This window comes from uncultured Algoriphagus sp., assembly GCF_963974835.1.
Classification (GTDB): Bacteria; Bacteroidota; Bacteroidia; order Cytophagales; family Cyclobacteriaceae; genus Algoriphagus.
In genome coordinates, this window is the sequence record NZ_CAXBET010000019.1 from 1 (window position 1) to 22,346 (window position 22,346).

At 38.1% G+C, this 22,346-nt stretch carries 17 protein-coding genes; 11 read left to right on the plus strand and 6 right to left on the minus strand.

Annotation, left to right across the window (positions count from 1 at the left end; all coding sequences use genetic code 11):
* Nucleotides 1–591 precede the first annotated feature (591 nt).
* On the plus strand, nt 592–759 hold the full coding sequence (locus AACZ73_RS21395) for a hypothetical protein (RefSeq protein WP_339880903.1): 168 nt from the start codon (nt 592–594) through the stop codon (nt 757–759).
* Between the two features lie 108 nt (nt 760–867).
* Nucleotides 868–2,586: an FAD/NAD(P)-binding protein gene (locus tag AACZ73_RS21400; protein ID WP_339880905.1), complete on the plus strand. Its 1,719-nt coding sequence runs from the start codon at nt 868–870 to the stop codon at nt 2,584–2,586.
* Nucleotides 2,587–2,684: 98 nt separating this feature from the next.
* On the opposite strand, the gene AACZ73_RS21405 is transcribed toward AACZ73_RS21400, so the two are convergent.
* On the minus strand, nt 2,685–3,140 hold the full coding sequence (locus AACZ73_RS21405; protein WP_339880907.1) for a PA2169 family four-helix-bundle protein: 456 nt from the start codon (nt 3,138–3,140) through the stop codon (nt 2,685–2,687).
* A 397-nt stretch (nt 3,141–3,537) separates the two neighbouring features.
* Between AACZ73_RS21405 and AACZ73_RS21410 the strand changes: the two genes are divergently transcribed.
* Complete coding sequence (locus tag AACZ73_RS21410) at nt 3,538–3,813, plus strand: DUF4235 domain-containing protein (protein WP_339880909.1); 276 nt, start codon at nt 3,538–3,540, stop codon at nt 3,811–3,813.
* 78 nt (nt 3,814–3,891) lie between these two features.
* Here the strand turns inward: AACZ73_RS21410 and AACZ73_RS21415 are convergent, their stop codons facing one another.
* The 4 genes from AACZ73_RS21415 to AACZ73_RS21430 form a co-directional block, all read right to left on the minus strand.
* Complete coding sequence (locus AACZ73_RS21415; RefSeq protein WP_339880911.1) at nt 3,892–4,806, minus strand: helix-turn-helix transcriptional regulator; 915 nt, start codon at nt 4,804–4,806, stop codon at nt 3,892–3,894.
* 149 nt (nt 4,807–4,955) lie between these two features.
* The gene (locus tag AACZ73_RS21420; RefSeq protein WP_339880912.1) at nt 4,956–5,699 is read right to left on the minus strand and encodes an SDR family oxidoreductase; all 744 of its coding nucleotides are present in this window, start codon (nt 5,697–5,699) and stop codon (nt 4,956–4,958) included.
* 297 nt (nt 5,700–5,996) lie between these two features.
* Complete coding sequence (locus tag AACZ73_RS21425; protein WP_339880913.1) at nt 5,997–6,878, minus strand: aldo/keto reductase; 882 nt, start codon at nt 6,876–6,878, stop codon at nt 5,997–5,999.
* A 73-nt stretch (nt 6,879–6,951) separates the two neighbouring features.
* The gene (locus tag AACZ73_RS21430; protein ID WP_339880914.1) at nt 6,952–7,512 is read right to left on the minus strand and encodes a Crp/Fnr family transcriptional regulator; all 561 of its coding nucleotides are present in this window, start codon (nt 7,510–7,512) and stop codon (nt 6,952–6,954) included.
* Nucleotides 7,513–7,888: 376 nt separating this feature from the next.
* Between AACZ73_RS21430 and AACZ73_RS21435 the strand changes: the two genes are divergently transcribed.
* The 4 genes from AACZ73_RS21435 (at nt 7,889) to AACZ73_RS21450 (ending at nt 14,510) form a co-directional block, all read left to right on the plus strand.
* Nucleotides 7,889–8,230, plus strand: a complete 342-nt coding sequence (locus AACZ73_RS21435; RefSeq protein ID WP_339880915.1) for a helix-turn-helix transcriptional regulator — start codon at nt 7,889–7,891, stop codon at nt 8,228–8,230.
* Nucleotides 8,231–8,233: 3 nt separating this feature from the next.
* Entirely contained in the window at nt 8,234–10,915 is a 2,682-nt protein-coding gene (locus AACZ73_RS21440; RefSeq protein ID WP_339880917.1) for an ABC transporter permease, read from the plus strand.
* Between the two features lie 813 nt (nt 10,916–11,728).
* Entirely contained in the window at nt 11,729–14,104 is a 2,376-nt protein-coding gene (locus tag AACZ73_RS21445) for an ATP-binding protein (protein ID WP_339880919.1), read from the plus strand.
* Nucleotides 14,091–14,510 carry a response regulator gene (locus tag AACZ73_RS21450; protein ID WP_339880921.1) on the plus strand — a complete coding sequence of 140 codons (420 nt, stop codon included), beginning with the start codon at nt 14,091–14,093 and terminating at the stop codon, nt 14,508–14,510. The genes AACZ73_RS21445 and AACZ73_RS21450 overlap by 14 nt, the downstream gene beginning before the upstream one ends.
* Nucleotides 14,511–15,116: 606 nt before the next feature.
* On the opposite strand, the gene AACZ73_RS21455 is transcribed toward AACZ73_RS21450, so the two are convergent.
* Nucleotides 15,117–17,915 (minus strand): TonB-dependent receptor, encoded by a 2,799-nt coding sequence (locus AACZ73_RS21455; protein WP_339880923.1) that lies wholly within the window; start codon nt 17,913–17,915, stop codon nt 15,117–15,119.
* Between the two features lie 146 nt (nt 17,916–18,061).
* Here AACZ73_RS21455 and AACZ73_RS21460 point away from each other — a divergent pair, with 146 nt between their 5' ends.
* The 4 genes from AACZ73_RS21460 to AACZ73_RS21475 all read left to right on the plus strand — a co-directional run bounded on the left by AACZ73_RS21460 (nt 18,062) and on the right by AACZ73_RS21475 (nt 22,274).
* Complete coding sequence (locus tag AACZ73_RS21460; protein ID WP_339880925.1) at nt 18,062–18,934, plus strand: sulfite exporter TauE/SafE family protein; 873 nt, start codon at nt 18,062–18,064, stop codon at nt 18,932–18,934.
* A gap of 54 nt (nt 18,935–18,988) precedes the next feature.
* Entirely contained in the window at nt 18,989–19,408 is a 420-nt protein-coding gene (locus AACZ73_RS21465) for an Rrf2 family transcriptional regulator (RefSeq protein ID WP_339880927.1), read from the plus strand.
* Nucleotides 19,409–19,638: 230 nt separating this feature from the next.
* Nucleotides 19,639–20,997, plus strand: coding sequence for an FAD-binding protein (locus tag AACZ73_RS21470; RefSeq protein ID WP_339880929.1), 1,359 nt, complete (start codon nt 19,639–19,641; stop codon nt 20,995–20,997).
* A gap of 173 nt (nt 20,998–21,170) precedes the next feature.
* Nucleotides 21,171–22,274, plus strand: a complete 1,104-nt coding sequence (locus AACZ73_RS21475) for a glycoside hydrolase family 43 protein (protein ID WP_339880931.1) — start codon at nt 21,171–21,173, stop codon at nt 22,272–22,274.
* Nucleotides 22,275–22,346: the final 72 nt, after the last annotated feature.

The window sequence follows — 22,346 nt, forward strand, 5'->3', positions numbered from 1 at the left end:
CCCATCCTCCCCAAATCAACCTGTTACACTATTTTACGGCGTTGTTTATAGCCCATATTATTTTTGCCGTAGTAAGCGTCTATGTCTTCCGAATCATTATTGATGAACCGGAATTTTGGTATAAAACTCAGCCTAATTTACCCTGAGGTAATCCAATAGTTGAATTTAGATAATATTTTCAGGCTGCCTACAAAACCTCCTCAATGTCGGACTGTTTCAATACTATGGGCAAATTAGTAATCATAAGTGATTGTATTAAGATCCATCTCAGCGATATATATGCTCAAGTCGTAGAAAACTCTCATCAACTTGAAGTCTCACTCGGATAGAAAAATCATAATATCCACTTAAATGAAAGCTTGAGGACATAATCTATGTTGGCCTTTAAATTGGATTCAGCGATAGGTGCACTTCACCGGCTCACCAATATTATTATGCAGACTCAAACCAAAGCCAAGGAAAAGGAATCCAAAGTTCAAAGAACTTCAAAAGATGAAATCAAAGGCTTCCATGGTGATTCTCTTAAAAAATATTGAAGGCAAATAATGCATAATAGAACTCCTACAACTAACAACCTTAAACCCTAAAATTATGAAATCTGATTCAGAAAAAGACCGCAGAATCCCAAAAGACAAAAAGGATATTAAAGTGACTCCTTTTGGTACTAAAAAAGAAAAGAGAGATGTACCTGACCAGGTACCAAGAGAAGAATTCACAGAAGATCAGCCTAATAAGGAGAAAAGCAAAGAGGAAAATTAAACACTTATTTTACCTTTAATCTTTCTTGCCCAACTATTTCTGAGAAGGTTTTTGGACACTGCTATGCTCAACTTTTCAGCCTTATAATAAACCCAAATTAGCATATAAATGCAATCAATTGCTTTACTAGGCGGTGGTCCTGCTGCGCTCTTCATGTATAAAAGAATAATTGAAGCTAAGCTCAGTAGCTACAAAATTCACATTTTTGAAAAACATGAAAAGTTGGGAGCGGGTTTTCCTTATAGTAGATATGGAGCCTCCAAAGAACACATTACAAATGTGTCCTCAAATGAAATTCCCACTATCAAAACCTCTGTAAAAGAATGGATAGCTCAGGCGCCAAAGACTTTGCTGAAGGAGTTTGATATGGAAAAAATTAGCCTGGATGAATATAAGGTACTCCCTCGTCTTCTATTTGGAGAATACCTCGCAGCTCAGTTTAATCTTCTCCAGAAAGAAGCTAAAGAGAATGGCATCCAAACAGTTGTACATTTGAAAACCGAAGTTATCAATGTAGTAGATAATGAAAATGCGGAAAAAGTAAAGGTTATTTTGAAATCAGGAGATAAATTATCCTTTGATAAAGCAATCATCTGTACAGGACATTCCTTTCCAAAGAAGAAGGAAAAGAAGGTCCAGGGATGGTTTGACTCTCCTTACCCTCCTGAAAAACTAGACTTACAGGTGAATTTTGAAGTTGCCATCCGTGGCTCTTCGCTTACTGCAATAGATGCAGTCCGCACCATGGCCCGTGCAAATGGAAAATTTACCCATGGAGCAGATGGGATTTACACTTATCATCTACGTAAGAAAAGTAAGGGGTTCCGAATGAAAATCTTTTCATTGGGTGGATTATTACCCGGAGTAAGGATTCACTTGGAAAATACCAGACCAGATCCTTCACACCTTCTTTCGGAAGACGAAATCAAAATCATTAAAAATCAAAATCAGGGATTCATCCCCCTCGATTTTGTGTATGATCAGAACTTCAGAAAAATTTTGCAAGAAAAGCAACCCTATATATATAAGGAATCTGATGGAATGACTTTGGAGGAATTCATGCAGTTTATGATGGATAATCGAAGAAAAACTGATCCCTTTAAGTTATTTCAAGAGGAATACGAAGAGGCAGAACAGTCCATAGAAACCCAGGAATCCATCGTATGGAAAGAAACATTAGCCGATTTAAGCTATGTGATCAATTACTCCATTAAGCATTTTTCGGCAGAGGATATGCTTCGGTATAAGAGATCTCTCAGTCCCTTGATATCACTCATTATTGCTTTTATACCGCAAAGTTCTGCTAGGGAGATTTTAGCGTTGCATCATGCCGGAATTTTAGATTTGGTGGATGTAGATATGGATAGCGTAGTAAAACCTTCTGAAAATGGAGGATGCATATATGTGTACCGCGATAAAAAGAATCGCAAAAAGCAGGAACGCTTTAAAATGTTCATCGATGCACTCGGTCAGAAGCCATTTTATTTTAAAAAGCTACCTTTTAAGGGACTTAAAAATACCCATACTCTTAGCCCAGCGTATCTTGATTTTTCGGATCAGGAAAATGCAATTAAAGAATTTGAACAGGGAAATAAAGATGTTCACAGAGATATCTCAGGAGTTTACCTTCTGCATTTGCCTGGAATTTCTATCAACGACTATTTTCAGCCACTAAATCACTATGGCGTAGCAAATAAAAGATTATATGTAATGGCAGTACCCTATATATCCGGGCTAAATCCTGATTACTCCGGACTGGATTTCTGCGAAGTTGCTTCTGAGAAAATTCTAGATAGTATGACTGAACCACATCATATAAACAGCTAATGCCTTAATGAAAAAATATGTATCTAGATAAAGGACATAAAAAAATCCCAGCATTTAGCTGGGATTTTTTATGCTATGTTTTTGGATATAAAACAGGTTTAAGTCTGCTGGTCACGAAGTAGCTTAATTTTGTCATGTGATTGACGTAAAATAGCCTTTTGCTCAAGAATTATTGACTTTAGATTTGCTGGCAAATCCTCTTCATTTGAGGCATCTTTGTAAGCTTTTTGGGCTGCATCTTCACCGAATTCGCAGTTCTCCAAAACACTTTTTCTATTGTGGCCAGTAAACACAGCCTTCACATCCATCCAGGCTCTGTAGAGTTTACCACTAGTTGTGGAGCCTTCTTCGGTGTCCTTCCTGAACACATTGAGTTCGTTGGATAAGGCCATTTTACATTTTCTGCTTTCATCTATCATGGAAACAAAAACTGTTTTCAAATCCTGATCTTCTGCCTTAAGGTTTTCGATCGCTTTTTCATATCCTTCAATTCGATCATTGTTGATCTGCACCAGATCGTTTAAAATTTCCGCTGCTTTATCTGTAGTTTTCATAATTATTGGTTAGTAGGTCAATTATATTGTGAATGATATTCATCATTTGATTAATTATTATTCAATAAATAGACCATTAACTAGTGAGCCTTCTAAATCGCTAAAGAAGCCTATTCCCACAAAATAGCGAATAGAAGGATTTTATTTTACGAAAAATAATCCTCACAGTGTAGACGTTAATGCGGGAAAAATATATTAAAAATATGTGTATCCGCTTTTCTACCAGTAAATAGAAATAGCAATATAGGGTCTATGTTAAACTTATGAGTTGAGGCCGATTCAACCTAAAATATTTCTAAAAATAAATTGACGTCTAAGACAATCTCATAAAGAATAAATGAAAAAACCGAAAATGTCGTACTCGCATAGTGTTTGTACTTCCCTATAAAAAAATGGTATGAACCTTACGAAAAACAAATTCACAATTCTTTCAGCAGTTCTCTCAATAGGAGTAGCAGCACTCGCAAAAGCGGCAGTAGACAACAGATATAAGGCTATAACAGGAGAGCCAGCTCCCAAAAATCCTGAATCTGATGAAGCAACTTTTGGGAGGGTGGTTCTCTATACTGCTATAACAGCCGCAGTGGGCATTTCCGCTAAAATGTTGGTGCGTAAATATTTCACCAAACAGTGGAAAAAAATGGATGGCGATCTACCTAAACATTTGCGTTAGAAGAAAGTCTAATTAAAATTCCTGCTGCTAAAACCGAATACTTCGAGATGATAAGCTGAATCGCAAAATCAAGTCTATTTAATTAAAGGATTCTCTGTACTCTAATGGAGATTGTTGAGTCTTGTTTTTAAACAATTTGCTAAAGGACTGAGGATATTCGAAACCTAATTCATAGGCTATTTCACTAACGGAAGCAGCCGTGGTGGAAAGCCTTTCTTTGGCATATTCGATGATTTTGTTTTGAATATGCTGCTGTGTATTTTGTTTGGTATACATCCTCAAGATACTTCCCAGATAGTTGGCCGAGATATGAAGTTGTTCTGCAATGGAGGTTACAGTAGGGATTCCATTCTGCAATGATTTTCCGCTTTGAAAATAGTTGGAGAGGACCTGCTCAAAACGGTCCACTATCTCAATATTGGTCTTTTTACGGGTAAAAAACTGCCTCTCATAAAAGCGTTCCGAATAGATCAATAACTGCTCTAATTGGGAAACGATCAGCTCTTGACTAAATCGGTCTATATTGGATTGATATTCCCTTTCAATATTTTTTAAAAGGTCCACTATCACTTGTTCTTCTTTTTCAGAAAGAAACAGAGCCTCGTTTGCAGCATACTGAAAGAATTCATAAGACCTTATCTTCTTGGCCAACGCTGTTCCAAACAGGAAGTCAGGGTGGATAAGCAAAAGCCAACCTGTAGGGTTTACTTTTATTTCCGGATTCATTTCAATTTTTAGAAACTGTAATGGGGATACAAAAGTGAGCACGCCGGAATCAAAATCATATGCTTGCTGCCCATAATTAAATTTGGCATTAACATTTCGTTTCAACCCTACCGAATAGAATCCCTGAATCCATTGCATTTCGCTTTCATCTACCGGATATCTAACCCTGCTGTAATCTATCAAACTGATCAGGGGATGTTCCGCAGCGGGCAAATTACAAAACTGGTGAAACTCGGCAATTGAGTTGAAACGAAATGTCTTGTCCATAGCTATTAATGTAGCAAATTAGTGTTCATATTGGAGTAATGTGGCAATGAGATCAAAGAAAGCTTAAACTTCTCTGTTAGGCACTTTCATGGGAGATATGCACTTCATTGCATTTTCGTGGTTTTATGACTCCTTAAATAGTATTGTTTTTAAAATGCCTTTTGTGCGGTAGGTCTCACCACTATTTCATTCACATCCACATCGGCAGGCTGGGCAATGGCAAAAGCTGCAGCTTTGGCAATGGCCAATCCTGAAATCGTATCTTTCCTGAAAGTTTCGATGGCCATTCTCCTTAGTTCCGGATCGGATATGGTATTTGGCAATTCGGATTCCGTAGCGCCGGGAGCTACCAGAGCAACCCGGATATTCCGGCTTACTTCCTGACGAAGACCATCTGAAATTGCCCTCACTGCAAATTTTGTCGCACTATACACTGTAGAAGTTGGACCAACCCAACGGTCACCCACAGAACTGATATTTACAAACTGCCCGCTGTCCTTTTCCTCAAACACAGGAAGTGCAGCAGCAATACCGTGCAGTACCCCTTTTATGTTCACATCTATCATTTGATGCCATTCATCAACCTTGTAGCTATTGATCATGGATAGCGGCATTAATCCTGCATTGTTCACTAAAACATCCAGAGTTCCATAGTTTTTCATAGCAAAAGCTACAAAATCACGGACATCTTCAGGTTGGGTGACATCCAGTTTCGCAAAAACAACCTCACCGCCATCTTCCTGGATTGATTTTGAAATTGTTTCTAAATTTTCTGTTCTTCTGGCACCCAATACTACTTTAGCACCCAATGAGGCAAGATGTCTTGCGATGGCTTCACCAATACCACTACTGGCTCCTGTGACAGCCACAACTTTTCCTTTTACATTTTCCATCTTTTAAAATCATTAGATTAATAAATTTGATGGTACAAAGTTGAATAAAAAGCATATCGTGGACTTAGCTCAATCCGTGAAGCTCGTATCCAAATCGTGATTCATTCAACCATGACTTTTTGGATGGTAGTATGCAGGCAATAAGATTAAAGTTTGAATTTATTCTGATATGTAAGATCTCTGCAATAAGTAAAGTACTGACTTATACGAATTATAAAGCTTGAAATTTGACCTAATAATCAAATAGCTGAAATCCATTCCCCTTTCATAGTGAAGGATTTACCTTCCGATTTAAATTTATCCCAAAAAAGCCATTTCTTCTTCAGTAAGCTGGATTGCAAAGGCATCGATATTTTCTTTGAAATGACTTAACTGGGAAGTTCCAGGAATAGGCAAAATCAAATCATTGTAATGTAACAACCAGGCTAAATTAATCTGTGCAGATGTTGCATTGTGGTTTTTAGCAATTTCGGCAATCTTGTTTTCACTGTTGGGCAGTGAACTTTGGAGGGAGAAGAACGGAATCATAGGAATGTTATTTTCTACACAAATCCCTATGATCTCTTGCATTCCCCTGACCTCTTGACCATACACTGAAAAAGTGGTACGTTGCTCATAACCAAAGGCATTTTCCACGCTTGCGATATTCCCCATACTCAGAGCTGCATTCAATTCTTCTTCATTTACATTACTTAATCCTATATGTAAAATTTTTCCTTCCTTTTGCATTTCGAACATAGCATTCAAAGAATCTTCAAATGATGTATTGCTTCCAGGCATTACCCGGAAATGCACTAATTGTATTTGTTCAATTCTTAATGTTTTCAGATTGTTTTCTATGCTTGCTCGTAAGTGTTCTGGTTTGTCATAAACCCTCCAGCTTTTATCAGCACCTCTATCAGCACCTACTTTAGTACATATTACTAAATCTTTATTATAAGGATGCAATGCTTCTGCAATCAACCGGTTAGTCACATCCTGTCCATAATAATCGGCTGTATCCAGAAACTGTATACCATTTTCGGAAGTCGCTTTTAATATTGCCAATGCTTCCGCTCTATTTTTAGGTTCACCCCAAATGCCCTCTCCGGTAAGTCGCATAGTACCATACCCAAAACGTTTAACGGTTAAGGGGTTTTCAGTTTGTGAGCCAATAGTAATTGTTTTCTTGATGTCCATTTTCGTCTATTTTTATATTGCAAAGTTGAATCAACGAAAAATGAAATCGTTTACCATTTGGTAAATAGTGATGTTAGTGAATGCTTTTCCTAATTCTACTTAAGGATTGTTGGGTGACGCCAAGGTAGGAAGCAATGTAAGAAAGAGGAACTTGATTAACCATATTTGGAAATTTCTCTAAAAATGTAAGGTAACGCGTGGTGGCATCTTCAGTGATTAAGGCGCTTCTCCTGTCTAGTTTCTCTACTAAGGCTTTTTGAAAAATCTTGTTTGTGATGCTGTCCCAGTTAATAATTGTTTGTGAAAGTTCGTCCCAGTCTTTTTGATAAAATACGAGGAGTTTACAGTCAGTTACAGCCTGAATGTATTCAGTCAATGGTTCGCCTTTGTAAGGATTTGCAAGAAGACGGTTTTCATCCAGAAAATACTTTGTGATTTCTTCACCTTTGTTATTGTAATAGCAGATGCGTAAAATTCCTTCCAAAATAAAAGCAACCTGATTAAACATACTTCCTGCTTCTATAAAATATTCATCTTTTTTGAGTTCCAATTTGTTGGTTTTGCTCTCAATCAATTCAATCTGTTGCAGGTTCAAATCCCCAAACTGCAGTAAAAAATTTACAAGCTCTTTCATGCTACGAAATTAGAAAATTTGATTTATAAGAAAATTCCGTCAAATAAATATCAGTATCTATAACCATAATCATCAAGCACATTTAACAGTTGAGCTTAACCTCATCCCCCTACCTATCCGCACAGTAGACAGAAGCATTTGGCTTAAAAACCTCATCTCTTTTTTTATAATATCATGTTGTTTTCGAAAAAGACTTTAAAGGCTTTGAACATATAATAATGCTTTCTACAGGGCGCTTTTACTTGAGCGAAATCAATCAATGATCGTACATATCTGAACACAAATCTAAACCAAACCCCGCTCCTATTGCCTATTTGACCACATTTTTCAAGTGGCATGAATTTTAATACTACAAATAGGAATTAATTATAAGGTTATGAAACAATTTCAGTTGGGAGAGTTTGAAGAGATCGTCATGCTCACTGTGGGGGTTCTGTATAACGACGCTTATGGAGTTGCGATCAAAAGCGAAATTGAAAGCCGGCTTGGAAGAAGTGTAAGCGTTGGTGCTTTGCAGACCGCCTTAAAGCGATTGGAGAAAAAAGGGTTTTTGAAATCCTGGGAAGAAGCCGGCACACAGATAAGAGCAGGAAGACCCAAGCGATTTTTTAATATCACTGCTTATGGCAAAAAGGCTTTGGAACACGCCAAAACTACCCGCGAGGAACTATGGCAGGCTATCCCGAAGGTGGCCTGGGACCTAAAAACATCAAGCTGATCCATGCGAGAAAACACTGAATTACCGCCAAATTTTCTACTTAGGATTTTCCGCGCCTTTTGTGATCCTCAACTGACTGGTTCAATAGAAGGTGACCTCATAGAAATCTATAATGCCCGCAGAGAAACCAGTGGAAAAAGAAAAGCAAACCTTCACTTTTTCCTGGATATAGTATTGCTTTTCCGACCAGGTATCATTAGACCGCTTGGATTTTCATTCCCCCAAAACCACACTATAATGTTTCGTAATTACTTCAAAGTAGGCTTCCGTAATATCCTAAAATATCGCACATTCTCGTTTATCAATATTTTTGGACTCGCTCTAGCCATGTCCGTAAGCATGCTCATCCTGACTATGCTGGCTGACCAAAACAGATATGATCAATTTCATGAAAAGAAAGACCGGATCTACCGCATCCTTTCTGATTACGAAGGCTCAAAAAATCCATATGCCACTTCGCCACAACCTCTTGCAGGCACACTAAATGAGTATACTCCTATTGAAGCGACGACGCAATTGATTCCGGGTTTAGGTGGTGATGTCAGCACTAAAGAAAAAACTCAGGAAGTCCGTGGATACTTTGCTGATCCCTCATTCTTCTTCATTTTCAGCTTTACTCTGGAATCCGGAAATGCCAAAACTGCACTTTCTTCTCCCTATTCAATTGTAATCAGTAAAGAACTTGCAGGTAAATTGTTTGGAGACCAAAATCCGCTGGGACAAAGCCTCCGTTTTGAAGACAGAAAATTACCATTCCCACTTGGAGGAGATGCTCCAGGAAGTCCCGCTGTAGATTGGGGCGAATTTACTGTAACCGGGGTGATTGATGAATCCAGTTTCGACTCTCACATAACCTTTGACGCGCTTGTCTCAGGCAGCACCATTCCCTCGCTGATAAACTCAGAGAAAATGGCGGACAGAAGGGATGATTGGAAATGGTATTTCCAAACTTATACCTATGCTTTGCTCAGGGAAGATCAGTCAATAGATGACCTTTCTTATGCACTAAATGATATTGTCAGCAACAAGGAAGCAGAAATCAGATCAGAATACACCAGTGGCTTTAAGTTGGTACCACAAGCACTTTCCGATGTTGCACTTGGGCTATCCGGCAATGACACCAATAATAGATTGCCCCTCATACTTTATTATTTTCTCTCCGTACTTGCCTTGGTTATTTTGGTATCGGCATGTCTTAATTACACCAGTCTATCTATTGCCAGAGCATTAACCCGTGCAAAAGAGATTGGGATCAGGAAAGTGACAGGAGCACTTAGAATAAATTTAATTGTCCAGTTCCTTAGTGAATCTGTCCTCACAGCCTTACTCTCACTTGTGCTAGCAGTCATCATGCTTTTGGCTCTCATCCCTTCATTCAAAGGTCTTTGGGTAAATCAATATTTGAAATTTGAGCTTCCATTCATGCCATCGCTGTATCTGGGTTTCATCCTGCTAGCCATACTCATAGGTATTATGGCGGGATTCTATCCTGCCTTGCTTCTGTCCGGCTATCATCCTATGAAGGCGCTAAAAAGTTTAACAGAAGTGAAGTCAGGGAAATTGGGGCTTAGAAAAGCGTTGGGCATTTCCCAATTTGTTGTTTCTCTATTTTTCATCACCACATCTATCCTGATTTATAACCAATTCAAGCATTACTTAACATTTGACTACGGGTTCCAAACCGAAAGCATAGTAAACATCCCTCTTCAGGGTATGGAATATCAGAAGCTCAGTACAGAACTGGAGCGTATCCCTGGCATTTCGCTGATTTCTGCCTGTGATATCATTCCAGCTACTGGCACAAACAATACCAATGAGGTAAAAGTAATGGGATCTTCTGATGAATTCCAAGCAGTAGGTGTCTTGAATATAGATCGCAACTTTATCGGGAATCTGGGTATAGACCTAATCGCAGGAACTGGTTTTGGCAGTAATGATCAAACGGCTGCCACCCAAATAATAGTAAATGAGGCAATGGCAAAGAACTTGGGCTATGACGCTGTAGATGCAATAGTCGGGGAAAAATTTGAACCCAAATATGGCGAGCAGGTATTGGAAATTATCGGTGTAGTGAAGGATTTCAGGTACAAACTTCTATTGAATGAGGATGAGATTTCACCTTTAATGCTGAGGTACAACCCTTCACAGTTCCAATACATCAATGTAAAAATTGCCTCTCCTGATCCAATGAAAACCATAATTGCATTGGAAAATAAGTGGAAAGAACTTAATCCGGTGCATCCGTTCCGCTATGAATTTATGGATGCCGAGCTGGAATCCACACATAAAGGCATTTTTGATGTCGTATCTATCTTAGGTTTTATATCCTTTCTGGCCATTTTTATTGCCTGTCTGGGATTATTGGGTATGACTACCTATACTGCTGAGCGGAGGACAAAAGAAGTTGGTATACGGAAATTCCTCGGTGCAGGAAATTTAAATATTACAATTTTGCTAAGTAAAGGATTTTTGCAAATGCTTGTGATCGCTATCTCAATTGGTGCTCCTCTCACTTATTTTGGAAATCAACTCTGGCTTGAAAACTTTCCAAACAGAGTTGAATTTGGTGCCGGAACGGTGCTTTTGGGATCATCAGTACTTCTTCTATTGGGTGCTCTTACCATTATTTCGCAAACAGTTCGTGTATCGAGAGCAAAAGTTGTAGACACATTAAAAATGGAATAATAGTTCGCTAGTGGTTTTAAGAAACATGCAATCCTTAAACTAAGACAAATGGCTATAATATATTAAACAGAAGACGAACCAAAGTCCCCTTGAACTCCGGGCACTTTTTAATTAGACAGCTTATAGAATGAAGTGGTAATCTTCCTGCTTATACCTGTAGGCTAAAAATTTATGTTGGTTGACTCCATTATCTGTATTTACCCTCTTTTTTTCACTACATACCGGACTACTGAAAAGGCGAAATCGAATATCGGGATATGACTAAAAAGTTGTCTAGAACTAAATTTTATATTGAGTGTCCCGCTGTTTGTAAGCTTAAAAGACATAACTCTCCCATCAGTAAAAATTGCTGTTTGTAAATTATTACAAAATTAATTACCACTCATCACAAACTGAGGAAGAAATATTTACAATACATTGAATTACAGTTGTTTATATAAAATAAGTATTTGAAAAATATTAAATCATAATCTTCATATTAATATTTAAGTAATGTAATATGCATTTTAAATAATGTATTAAGTCTTTTAACATACTATGTTTCTTTTCTAATAAAACTTATTTCGACGTCCAACATAGAATTTCTAAAAGCTATATCTAACTTTGCAATTATAAATGTAAGCGAATAGGTCAATTACTGCTTTAGCAAGCTAATAAAGCAGTCGTTTCTATCAGGAGGGCCCGCCTATCTAAACCCATAAATTTCACACTCATAAATATTACTTTCAAGTATGAAAATTAGTGTGCTCATTTTGACCTGTAGAACCTTTAGCGTATTGCTTATTATTTGAATACAACTTGCTGGACTGGAAAATGCATAATGAAGCTCGCCGACAGAGACTAATAAAAAAATACAGCTTATTAGATAGTCCAAATGAAATTATATTTGACAAACTTACTGAAGAGATCTCAAAGGAAATCGGGTGCTACGGGGCTACCATATCCATTGTGTTAGCAAGTAGGGTTTGGTTTAAATCACGGTATGGAATCTTGACGGATGAGGCAAATGTGGACACCTCCTTATCCAAGAAACTGGTCTCTAGTCAGGATGATTTTTTTAGCGTTGAGCAGTTTAGTACACATGATGAATACAGACATCATTATAATTATACTATTCTGTCCTATGAATTTTTCGCAGCCGCACCAATTCAGCTGGAAAACGGAATTCGTGTAGGAGCACTATGTATTTTTGACTATTCTCCAAAAAAACTAACCGATAAACAAATTTCCTATTTAAAGGTAAAGGCAAATAAAGTTGCTGCCCTTTTACAAAGCAGTGAAAATAAGTTTGATAAACTTGAGTCCACTGTCCTTTCCAAAGAAGCAAGTATTGTGAAGAAAACTTCAAGTTTGGGGGACTTCGGAGGATTCTACGCAAATGCCAAATCAAAAGAGCTCAAGTGGAATCATGTAAACAATAGGTTATTGAACCTTCAGCCGGATTGGTCACCTGAATTTAATGATTTGTACTATCTAGCCTCTTCTTCCCATTTCGAAGGGACCAAAGATGTATATCTCATAATGAAAGATATTCAGGCATTGATTCAAAACTTAGAAGTAACACAATATTCCCATCTATATGTCCTAAATTTTTTAAGGGTTAAATCCATGTATTTAAGCATGATTTATCATAGAATTGGGGATGATATTTATGTAGTTTTCAAAAATGAAACTAGATTTTTAGACCTTGCCCAGAAAGATTCCTTACAGAAAAAATTCCTTTTGGAAGTAGAATCCATTTCTAAAATTGGAGGATGGGAATATGTTGTTTCCACGAAGAAAATTCAATTTTCAAAAAATGCCACTTTTGTCCTTGGAATACAACCCGTTCCTGAAATCTCTCTAGATTCCTTTCAAATTGATAAAAAAATCATTGATCTGGATCTATTATGGTTCGGTTTCAAGCAGGCTTTTAACAAAAGAGAGGAATATATAGGCGATCATAAATATAAACCTGTAGGAAAGTCATGCAAAACATTAAGGGTTAAGGGCAGACCGATTTTTGAAAATGAAAGATTAGTACGTGTAGTGGGTACAATTCAGGATATCAGTGAAGATAAAGCTCACTTGGATCTTATTGCTTTAGTAAACACCAATACTGAAAAGCAGGTGGATTTTTATAAAACCCTGATTAACAACAGCAATATTTTCATCTTTCAACTATCAGAAGTTGGTGAGCTTCTATTTTCAAATGCCCCTTATAACTTGGCGTTTGGAGGAGGAACAAAAGAAGAGTTGGTGGGTAGGAATGAGTTGCTTGAGCATTCTGAAGAAAACAGATCCAAAATTCTGGATGTGATTTCCCGATGTCTGGCAAATCCCGAAAAATCATTTCCACTTCGTTTAGAGAGAATAGACAGCTCCGGCACTAATACAGTTACCATATGGGACTGCTGCAGTATAGGAAACAAGTCGGAAAATAGTCCTGATATTTTATTTATAGGTATAGACCACACCGACTTCGAAAAAAATAAAGAAGACCTCCTGAAATTGGTCGACAGAGTTACTTTACAAAATGAAGGATCAATTGAATTTGGAAATATTATCAACCATCATTTTAGATCACAGGTCGCAAACTTGCAAGGCTTGATCCAATTAATGGAATTGAGAAATTCACCTGAAGAAAAGATAGATTACTTTTCACATTTAAAGAAGACCGTAACCAATCTCCTTGAAATAACTCAGATTGTATCTTCCGTTCTCCATATTCAAAATAACAAGAGTGTGGAGTATACCTCAGTGGATATCGAAAGACTGGTAGACTCTATTGTTTCAGAGTTTTGGCAGGAACTACTTTCAGACCCTTTCGATTTGGATTTACAAATACCTGAAGGATTTTCTGTACTAACAGTCAGGAAATATTTACACCTGATTCTTCACGAGCTAATTGCAAATGCAATTAGATTTAGGAAACCCAACATACCCTTAAAAATATCTATTAAAGCACTAAAGAAACGTAACTCAACTGTACTAATTGTTAGTGATAATGGAGTGGGGATCGACCTGGAATTGTATAAAGACAGGATGTTCAAACTTTATGACACCTTAACTATCAACAATAATTATAAAGGTACGGGCTTGTACATGACCAAGGTCAGAGTTAGTGCATTAGGCGGAAAAATAAGCGTAAAATCAATTCCACAAGAGGGAGCCTCTTTCCATATAGAATTACCCGATGAAAAAAATTAAACTGGTCATTGTTGATGATGATAATTTGTGCCTGCTGATAGCCAGTAAATTATTAAATACCCATCTTCCTGAAAGATCAACTTACGAGATCGAATCATTCATTGACCCATTAGTGGGCTTTGAAACCGTGAAAAATTATCTAGAGAGAAAAAAAGATTGTTTTGTTAATGAAATTCTGGTAATTCTTCTGGATATCAGCATGCCTATAATGAATGGATGGCAATTTTTAGAAGCTCTTGATAGCATAGATACCCAAAATCAAATTAAAGTTTTTATGCATAGTTCTTCACTGGATGAATCGGACCAGAAAAAAGCATTAGACTACAATCGCGTGCAACATTACTTTCACAAACCGTTGACCCCTGATAAGATCGATTTGCTTCACTCCATCATATCAGAGATATAAAACTGACAAAGATTAACCATCGGGATTCTCATTAAGTTTAGAAAATGGGTTCTTCCATGTTTTCCTGATTTTGAAATAACAATGGACCTATTGAGCGTCTATTTTAGTGCTCATTTTGCTAAGTGATTTCAAGAGACCTTGTCTTTTATTTTATTATAGAGGATAATTAAGATGACAATTGCCAAAACGAACAAAATGGCTCCCATGAAAAATTCAATGATTTTCATGACAAGCGTGAGGACGAGAATAGCCCCTAGTATAAGTACCCCCAATAATATTAAGCCAAGTTTTCTCATAATTTTTTGCTCTATACCTTATATTAACCCTATAAATTTCATGTCCAAGTTGTCCAGAAAAATCCATTAGCAAAAGGATTGGTCTTATTTATATTCAAATTGAACAATTATAAAGTCAGGTATTCGCGTTTTATCGGAGTTTTGGCAATCACCATCAGCGCCATGGTCACCTGTCAGTTTATGCTTGGTAAAAAGTATATGTTAGACAAATTAAAAAGATTCGTGTAAAGGTTATAAAAGTAAAACTGGAATACTCGTAAAAGACAAATACTCCAGTTTTCTAAAATTACTATTTAACGAAATTCAAAAACTAATTTTTGGACATTAACAACCCATCTAAGGTCACGGTCAAGTAATAAAAACCGCCGATTTCTGGTCCTCCGGTATATTGGGTGTATCTCTGATTCAATAAGTTTGTTCCTCCGAATTTAAAGACTGACTTAATCGCCGGTAATTTATAAGTGATCTGGGCATCCAGAGTTTGGTAAGAAGGCACTTCCCCATTTGCTAAAGGAGCTTTCCACTCAAAGGCGCTTTGCCATCTCCAGGCAATACTATATCCGATGCTTTTGGTCAATTCCCGATCTGTCAGATTAAGATTTAGGATGTGTGTAGGTGTATTAAAGGGCGTTTCCAAACCGCTGTCTCTATTATCCAATTTACTAAGTTCGGCATGGCTATAGTTTCCTGAAAACACCATTTTCTTATAGAAATTGTATGAACCTCCCACTGAAAACCCGAAATTTTGATAGGTACTTTTTGAGTTGGTCCACATACGATACCTAGTTTGCGTAGCATTGTTATCCATTTCAAACCAAGTTGGATCTACTTCTCCCTCAACATTCCCAATAGTACCTACTTTAGGAACTGCAATCTCTATTTGGTCTATAAAATTCCTGTATTGATTAAAGTACATATCCACGTCAAAGAAGAGTCTATTTCCAAGAAGACTAGCTTTATAGCCTAAATCAATTGCTTTGATTTCCTCCGGTTTTAAGTAAGTGTAATCATTTCGCACTAGCAAGCCGGAATTCTTAACTACAGCCTCCCTTGAATCTAAACCACTGTTGACATCCGCAGTATTTGCCTGCTGAAATTTATCCACAGAACTTCTCAAATAGGAATTTTCAAACAGCTGCTGATCCTTGGACATCAGTTCGATTCCCCCATAACGGATTACCCCTCCATTATTAACTGTACTGAATCCTTCAAAAAGTGTCGGAAATCTAAAGCCATTCTGGATAGAGGCACGGATATGATGAGTTTCACTCGGAGAAAAAACAGCTGCCAATCTGGGGTTAAATTTTGCGTCAAAATATTGTGTTTTGTCGATCCTGCCGGAGCCTATTACTTTGAGTTTATCTTGTACGAAACGCTTACTTACCTGAGCAAAACCCCCAATTTTTTTATAGTGCAAGGTTGCAAAAGGATCCTCCCCAATAGGATTGGTAAAGCTGTTGCCTTCAGGATGAATATTAAAATCACGGAAATCTGCCCCAACCAAAATATCCACTGTTTTGATAAGATTTTTAAAGTCATACTGTCCCTCGAAGTGATAAAAGCTGTGCTCCATGACCAACTGTGCACCTGTATCCCAATTATTGATATGAGCCAGCTCATCTAGCTTCTTATCAAAAGAACTAGTTCCAGGGACGAACCGCCCTAAATCTGCTGCATTTCTTGCAGCTAAATGAGCTGCAGCAGCATCTAAGCCATTGGAAAAGGATGTATTATAAGAATTGGAATAATCTGAATACCAATCTGCGTCCGATTTGAATGCGCGATCCATATTTTCACCTATGGGACGAATATTATAAGAATCAAGGGTATGCTCCTGAGTAAGATAGCCTTGAAGGAAGTAATTGTCCCCTTTCAGCGAAAGCTTGTGCTGTTGAATTCGATAATTGTCAAGCCTAATTCTGTTACCTCTTTGGTAGATTGCATCAGTGGTGCCTATTCTGTACACATAAGCTGCTTCGGTTTTCTCAGTTGGCTTAAAGTGTAATGCGACGTCTGCCTTCATATTGCTCACTCCATAATCATTATTCACCAGATCCTGTTCATAATACCCGGTCCTACGAACTTCATATCGCTTGCCATCCGCAAGAGTTAAAGTCTTTCGGTTTGAATTTTCATTGCCATAGGAGTTTAAGGGATCAGATCCTGGGTTATCTGCCCCGAAAAGTCCAGTAGAAGCATTTCCATTAGGATTGAGCTCCTGGCTACTATTTGCCACCCAATCTGTACCCTTCATCCATCCCAGATTTACTTTGAATGCCCATTTCTCATTTATTTTTTGAGCATAGCGCACTGCAGACTGATTAAATAGCTGGGGACCAAAAGCACTGCTGTTGATATGGTTCACCCCAATTTGTTCATAAAAACTAAAACCAGTATATAGAAATGGAGACTTCGTAATCATATTGGATGTTCCATTCAATGCATTCAGCCCATATAAGGCCGAAGACGCTCCAGGAATGATTTCTATACTTTCAACATCAAGTTCTGTTGGCCCAACAGTATTTGCTATGGAAACTCCTAGACCCGGAGCCTGTGTATCAGCACCATCCACCATGGACAGGAATCTTGCATTGGTAGTATTGGCAAATCCACGGGTATTTGGCACCTTAAATCCCATGCTCAGTGTTGTCATCTGAACTCCTTTTACCGATTCTATTGCATCGAAAAGTGAAGGAGCGGGTGACTCCCGTAAATCCCGAATGGTTAGCTTCTCAATAGAAATTGGGGATTTCATCACGGACTCCTCCACCCTTGAAGCCGTTACTACCACTTCATCAGTGTTCAAAATCGAAGGCCTTAACTTCACATGAATCTCTTGGTTGATCTCAGTAATTTCAAATTCCTCCCGCAAATATCCCAAACCGGATATAACTAAGGTTAATGGCACATTTCGGTTAGATCTTAAGGAAAATTTTCCATCTAAATCGGTTGAGGTTCCCTGTTGGGTTCCTTTTACCAATATGGCAATTCCCACAAGGGCTTCTTCAGTATCACTGTCAATAATTTTCCCCTTGATTTCAAGTTGTTGGGCATAGACTGAAGCAATGGTAAAAAACAATAGGGCTAGGTTTGTAAGAACTGTTTTCATTTTATATCATATTAAGTCGGTAGGAAAAGAATGATACAAATGAAAACAAGAATTTATTTAAATCCTATTAATCCTATTATTTTGGTAGGAAATAGATTTTTATCCATTAATTTTGAATCGAAATGATATCACATAAGCAAAGTGGCATGGAGAAAATATTAATCAGGTTAAAAAGTGAGCCCTTTTGGGCAATGTTTTTTGGTTTTTCACTAATGGTCTTTGGCCTGGTGGTAACTCAAACTTTTAGTGAAGCGATCAAAAGTTGGGATCTGGACGTGGAGTTATTCTTATGGTTTGTATTAGTAGGTTTCTTGGCACAAAGTATAGATGGTGCTCTGGGGATGGCCTATGGTGTGAGTTGTAATTCCATCTTGCTTGGTATCGGGATCCCTCCTGCTTCAGCATCTGCCTGGGTTCATTTTGCCCAGGTCTTTACCAGCTTAGCCTCAGGAATTTCACACTGGAAAATGGGAAATGTGGATTGGAAACTGGCTAAGAAACTTTTGATCCCCGGCGTATTGGGTTCAATAGCTGGTGCTTTTTTACTTTCAAATATTGACGGGGATTTAGTCAAACCTGTGATAGCAGTATACCTTTTTGTGATGGGAATTGTGATTTTGAGCAAAGTATTTAAAAAGAAAAAACCTCAATTTGATCCAAACAGTAGAAGCCTGCCCCTGCTTGCATCCTCCGGAGGTTTTGCAGATGCTATTGGTGGTGGGGGCTGGGGTCCGATCGTCAACAGCACACTTCTCAGTAGAGGAAAAATACCTCGTTACGCTATAGGAACAGGTAATTTTGTAGAGTTCTTTGTATCACTGGCCAGCGCTAGTACATTTTTATTCTTTGTGAAAGAACTTAGCCTAGCTCCAGTTTTAGGATTGATTATAGGAGGTATCATCGCCGCACCTTTTGCAGCTTATATCTGTAAGCTGATAAAACCTAAGTATCTGTTGGTAATGGTTGGCCTCCTGATAATTTTCTTAAGTATACGTACCATGTATTTGACACTTGCCTAAATAAACCTGCTCATTTGAGAGATTTTTGTAATTTCAGATTACAAAATCTTTCAAATGCTTTCAAAACGCGCCAAATACGCTATTAAAACAATTCTGTACCTGCAAGATCACGTAGAAGACAAACCTATCTCTGCAAAACTAATATCCTCCCATGAGAATATTCCGTACAAGTTTCTGGAAAACATTTTACGCGATCTCAAAACCCATCAATTAGTAAAAAGTGTAAGAGGTGCAGAGGGTGGCTATACTCTGGCAAAAGATCCATCTGAAATCACAGTAGCCAAAATCATGAGAGTGGTAGATGGACCAATAGCATTGATCCCCTGCGTTTCAGAGCGATTTTATGAATCATGTGCAGAATGCACAGATGAAGAGACTTGCAGAATCAGGAAACTGTTTTCTGAGCTTCGCAATGAAATGCTTGATATTCTTGAGAGACCTATCACCTTGCTCTCCAAAGACGTTTCTACCTGAATTAGTTTCAAGTTTTTCCGACCAGTAATAGCAACTCTTATTTGCAGCCAGCTTCTTTTAAAGCAGTCATTTTTATACTAGACTTAACTTTGGTAGAATAAGAAGTTGCAATGAAATAATTTTAGCCAAGTCGGTATGAGTCAATTCAATATTTCGGAAAGTCGTCAAAAATGACTAGAATTAACCAAAGCTTTTTCAGCTATAATTCTCCGACGATCAACCCATATAACATGAAAAGAATTGAATTCCTCAAAACCTCTTCCCTTGTTTTAGTAGGAGGTATAGCTTCTCCTTTTTTATCATGCTCACCCAAAAAACCACAGATGGAAGAGATTCAGGCAGAAATCAGAAAAAACTGGGCTGGTAACTACACCTACCAAGCTAAAAATCTTTACGAACCAACTTCTGTAGAAGAAATTCAGGACTTGGTCAAAAAACTAGGCAAACAAAAAGCTTTGGGATCCAAGCATTGTTTCAACAACATAGCTGACAGTCCTGAAAACCAAATTTCTACAAGAAATCTCAATAAGGTTCTAAATATAGACGAGGAACAAAAAACAGTGACAGTGGAAGCTGGAGCCAGGTACGGTGATTTTGCTGAAGAATTGGATGCGAGGGGATTTGCTTTGGCAAATTTGGCTTCACTTCCACATATTACAGTAGCAGGAGCATGTGCGACAGCCACACATGGATCTGGAGTCAAGAATGGCAACTTGGCAACGCAGGTAATCTCAATCGAGTTGGTCACTCCATCGGGAGAGTTGGCCACTATTGACCGGAGTCATAAAGATTTTCCGGCGGTGGTAGTTGGATTAGGAGCTTTTGGTATTATCACCAAAGTCACATTGGCAATCGAAGATACCTTTCAAGTGAAGCAGCATGTATTTTTAAATCTTAGCCTGGACGCATTGGAGGCGAATTTTGATACAATTATGTCCAGTGGATATAGTGTAAGCCTTTTTACAGATTGGACAAATAAAAACATCAGTGAAATATGGATTAAAAGTCGTATCGATGAAAATCCTGCGGATTTGGGAAGTGATTTTTACGGAGCAAAAGCAGCCACAGAAAACATCCATCCCATACTTGGGCTATCTGCGGAAAACTGCTCGGAGCAGATGGGGGTTCCTGGACCTTGGTACAATCGACTTCCGCATTTCAAAATGGGTTTTACACCAAGTGCTGGAGAGGAATTACAATCAGAGTTTTTCATTCCTAGAGAAAATGCCGTAGCAGGCATTATGGCAATTGAAAAACTGAATAATGAAATCTCACCACAATTGTTGATCACAGAGGTAAGAACTATAGCTGCGGATAATTTCTGGATGAGCCCCTGCTATCAGCAAGATAGTGTAAGCATACATTTCACCTGGAAGCAAAAAACGGAAGAAGTGCTGTCCCTGCTCCCAAAAATCGAAGCTGCTCTGGCACCATTTTCAGTCAAACCACACTGGGGGAAATTGTTTGAACTAGACCCCACTACTCTCCACCAACGCTATGAGAAATTTCCGGACTTTTTAGCGCTGGCCAAAAAATATGATCCAAACGGAAAGTTCAGAAATGCCTACCTTGATCTGAATATTTATTAACATTTCATCAAGAGTAACTTGACACTGAATCAGTTCAGAACCAATCAGCTTAGTCTAAACTAAAAAAGTATTCAGGCATTCAACCGATTATAGATACTAATAATCAGTTTATTAATTTCATATCTTGATTTTTTTAAACTTAACTGACAAAAGAATTAACAAGTAAACTATCTATGAAAAACCTATTGAAATTTTTACCAGCATATTGTGCTCTATTTGCCCTGGCATCCTGCAGCAAACCAAGCGAAACTACAGATGTCACTACTGAAGTAGAGGTAAGTGACACTACCTCAAAGTATCTTTCTGAACCTCTCATCTCAGATCATTACACAGCCGATCCTTCCGCGCATGTTTTTGATGGAAAAATCTATATCTATCCATCCCATGACGTAGAGTCAGATGTACCTGAAGATGATCTAGGTGCTCATTTTAATATGATGGATTACCACGTTTACTCGATGGACAATCCAGATGCTGCCATTAAAGATCATGGCAAAGTATTGGGCGCTGATGATCATCCTTGGGCGAAAAGACAACTTTGGGCACCGGATGCAGCAGAGAAAAACGGTAAATATTACCTCTACTTTCCAGCTAAAGACGACAAAGACATTTTTAAAATTGGTGTAGCAGTAGGTGATTCTCCAATCGGCCCATTCACAGCGCAGCCAGAACCTATCAAAGGGAGTTACAGTATAGATCCAGCCGTTTTTGAAGATTCGGATGGCTCATATTACATGTATTTTGGTGGCATTTGGGGCGGACAATTGCAAAAGTACCGAAACAACAAATTTGATGATAAAGGAGCTGCGCCAACAGATGGACTTCCTGCAGACGATGAGCCGGCTCTAGGTCCCATCATTGCCAAAATGAGTGATGACATGCTACAATTTGTAGAGACTCCAAAGGAAATTAAGATTTTAGATGAAAGCGGCAATCCTCTTTTGAATGGCGATAATAACAGAAGGTTCTTTGAAGCTGCATGGATTCACAAGTACATGGATAAGTATTATTTATCTTACTCGACAGGCGATACGCACTTTATTGCATATGCCACTTCTGATAATCCATACGGTCCATTCACCTATCTGGGAGTAGTGCTAAATCCTGTGGAAGGCTGGACAAATCATCACTCCATAGTTGAAGTGGATGGAGCTTGGTATATTTATTACCATGATACGCAGCTTTCTGGCAAGACTCACTTACGCAACATCAAAGTTGCTTCTCTGAAGCATTTGCCGGATGGAAGTATTGAGACTATTGAACCAATTAAAATGTAAGTAAAACTAATTACAAACCCTTTATCTAAGAATAAGGAGTCACCAAAAATGACTCCTTTTTTAATTTGTCTT

Coding starts and splice junctions, on each gene's coding strand:
- AACZ73_RS21395 (WP_339880903.1), top strand. CDS start 592: ATGAAATCTGATTCAGAAAAAGACCGCAGAATCCCAAAAGACAAAAAG.
- AACZ73_RS21400 (WP_339880905.1), top strand. CDS start 868: ATGCAATCAATTGCTTTACTAGGCGGTGGTCCTGCTGCGCTCTTCATG.
- AACZ73_RS21405 (WP_339880907.1), bottom strand. CDS start 3,140: ATGAAAACTACAGATAAAGCAGCGGAAATTTTAAACGATCTGGTGCAG.
- AACZ73_RS21410 (WP_339880909.1), top strand. CDS start 3,538: ATGAACCTTACGAAAAACAAATTCACAATTCTTTCAGCAGTTCTCTCA.
- AACZ73_RS21415 (WP_339880911.1), bottom strand. CDS start 4,806: ATGGACAAGACATTTCGTTTCAACTCAATTGCCGAGTTTCACCAGTTT.
- AACZ73_RS21420 (WP_339880912.1), bottom strand. CDS start 5,699: ATGGAAAATGTAAAAGGAAAAGTTGTGGCTGTCACAGGAGCCAGTAGT.
- AACZ73_RS21425 (WP_339880913.1), bottom strand. CDS start 6,878: ATGGACATCAAGAAAACAATTACTATTGGCTCACAAACTGAAAACCCC.
- AACZ73_RS21430 (WP_339880914.1), bottom strand. CDS start 7,512: ATGAAAGAGCTTGTAAATTTTTTACTGCAGTTTGGGGATTTGAACCTG.
- AACZ73_RS21435 (WP_339880915.1), top strand. CDS start 7,889: ATGAAACAATTTCAGTTGGGAGAGTTTGAAGAGATCGTCATGCTCACT.
- AACZ73_RS21440 (WP_339880917.1), top strand. CDS start 8,234: ATGCGAGAAAACACTGAATTACCGCCAAATTTTCTACTTAGGATTTTC.
- AACZ73_RS21445 (WP_339880919.1), top strand. CDS start 11,729: ATGCATAATGAAGCTCGCCGACAGAGACTAATAAAAAAATACAGCTTA.
- AACZ73_RS21450 (WP_339880921.1), top strand. CDS start 14,091: ATGAAAAAAATTAAACTGGTCATTGTTGATGATGATAATTTGTGCCTG.
- AACZ73_RS21455 (WP_339880923.1), bottom strand. CDS start 17,915: ATGAAAACAGTTCTTACAAACCTAGCCCTATTGTTTTTTACCATTGCT.
- AACZ73_RS21460 (WP_339880925.1), top strand. CDS start 18,062: ATGGAGAAAATATTAATCAGGTTAAAAAGTGAGCCCTTTTGGGCAATG.
- AACZ73_RS21465 (WP_339880927.1), top strand. CDS start 18,989: ATGCTTTCAAAACGCGCCAAATACGCTATTAAAACAATTCTGTACCTG.
- AACZ73_RS21470 (WP_339880929.1), top strand. CDS start 19,639: ATGAAAAGAATTGAATTCCTCAAAACCTCTTCCCTTGTTTTAGTAGGA.
- AACZ73_RS21475 (WP_339880931.1), top strand. CDS start 21,171: ATGAAAAACCTATTGAAATTTTTACCAGCATATTGTGCTCTATTTGCC.